2 protein-coding genes are annotated in these 1,525 nt (G+C 58.6%); one reads left to right on the top strand and one right to left on the bottom strand.

The window, feature by feature from the left end:
• Positions 1-308 precede the first annotated feature (308 nt).
• Entirely contained in the window at positions 309-494 is a 186-nt protein-coding gene (locus tag F6X39_RS36020; RefSeq protein ID WP_187620138.1) for a hypothetical protein, read from the top strand.
• Between the two features lie 560 nt (positions 495-1,054).
• On the opposite strand, the gene F6X39_RS36015 is transcribed toward F6X39_RS36020, so the two are convergent.
• A complete protein-coding gene (locus tag F6X39_RS36015; protein ID WP_222945424.1) occupies positions 1,055-1,459 on the bottom strand; it encodes a DUF3331 domain-containing protein in 405 nt (134 codons plus the stop codon).
• Positions 1,460-1,525: the final 66 nt, after the last annotated feature.

Below are 1,525 nucleotides of genomic sequence, written 5' to 3'. Positions count from 1 at the left end.
TCGTTGCCAGTCTAGTCACTTACCGTCGGCTTACAAGCATCTGCGGGGCAACGGATAGTTGCCGTCGCTGCAAGGTTTTAGCCGATTGCCCTGGAGCGGTGCGCAGTTCTTTAGTGTGTCCGGAGGCAGGGGCCGTGCGGACCATCTGAATGACACGCAGCACATTTGCTTCGACGCTATCCAGCCGGGCGTTACGCAAGCGGGATCAGCCGTCGAGCGTGCACGCTTCAATCGAAGTTCGTTGTCAAGACCGCTACGTGAATATTGGAATACCTTCCGCTTGTTGTTCTGATGCCAGCGATTCGCGGTTGGCACAAACCCAACTCACGTTCCAGATCGGTTCATCGAACACGGAAGTCATTCATGAGGTCGTTCAGAACGCGTTGCGCAGCGCTGCTACTGCCTCCACCACGAATGGGGCTATCGATGTGCTGGGCGAGGCGCTACTCGAGGTCGAGCGCCTCGCCGCGCACACGACCGTCCTGACGCACTGAGCCCTCTGCGCGCAACGACGAACGCCACTCGATCACTCGCCCAATGGGGCATTTATGACGGTTCTGTTGGCTGGTAGAGTTACCGCCATTCCCCCTTGACGCGGATCAAGCGACGAACGCGGCCCATGCTGGGGTTCAACACTTTCGCTGTGCCCGGACCCTTGACCGACATCAGATTGGCAACTTTTTTGCACGATCCATTGCCGGTTTCGCCTTCGTGACCATTTGCCCACGCGTCTATAACGGCGCGATTCGGAGATCGCGACAATCACTTTCGCATGGGGGCGGATTGACCAGCCGATCTCGACAGGCTAGCTGGATACGTAGCGCGCCGGCCAGCACAAGCTCCGTTCGACACCCTCAACCTACAAACTAAACACGTCGAGTCGCGCAAGATTTGCAAACGTCCCTCGCACACCTGTTAAGCGACATTCGCGCGCATCGGCGACGTCCTGTATGTGGCTCGAGGATACAAGTTGACTGATCGGTCGCGGGCAGCAACTGCGCTGTCGCGCAGTGTTGATCCGGGAAGGATCAACAGCGAAACACGCCCGCGAAAATCAACAGGACGGATCGCTAAAGGCGAGCTCGACTAATGGTGCGAGCATCATGGCAGCCGCGTTTGCGGGAGGCGGCTCGACCTTTGCGGGGCGGTAGATTACATCGCCTGCGACGATGCCTTGTCCGCTCAAAGCGCATATACCCGATCGTTTCGCTGTAGCAAGGCGCCAAAGCTGCTCGCCGTACTTGCAACCTCGAGGGTCGCTCCACGATACGGTGGCTGTTCGTGGACTGGGTTGATCGAGCAGGGCGATCGCAACGTCGCCATTCTTGACCGGCAGACTGCTCGATCCACGCGAATCGACTATATGCCTGACCCGAGCCGCCAATTGTTGCGCGCATCCCCAATCGAGTTGGCCCACTGCGCGCTGCCATGCAGTGTCGGCCGTCACGCATTGATCCATGGCAGTACTCCCGTCAAAAGTGAGGTGGCGTTCAGCTCAGCCGTATCTTTGGCTGCACGAAGCCGT

The sequence above is a fragment of the Paraburkholderia sp. UCT2 genome (assembly GCF_014397665.1).
GTDB classification, from domain to species: domain Bacteria; phylum Pseudomonadota; class Gammaproteobacteria; order Burkholderiales; family Burkholderiaceae; genus Paraburkholderia; species Paraburkholderia tuberum.
The sequence above is the reverse complement of the archived record's forward strand: the minus strand, read 5'-3'. Positions and strand labels throughout refer to the sequence as shown.

Excerpts from the sequence above, each read along its gene's own strand:
- F6X39_RS36015 (WP_222945424.1), bottom strand. The coding sequence starts at position 1,459 with ATGGATCAATGCGTGACGGCCGACACTGCATGGCAGCGCGCAGTGGGC.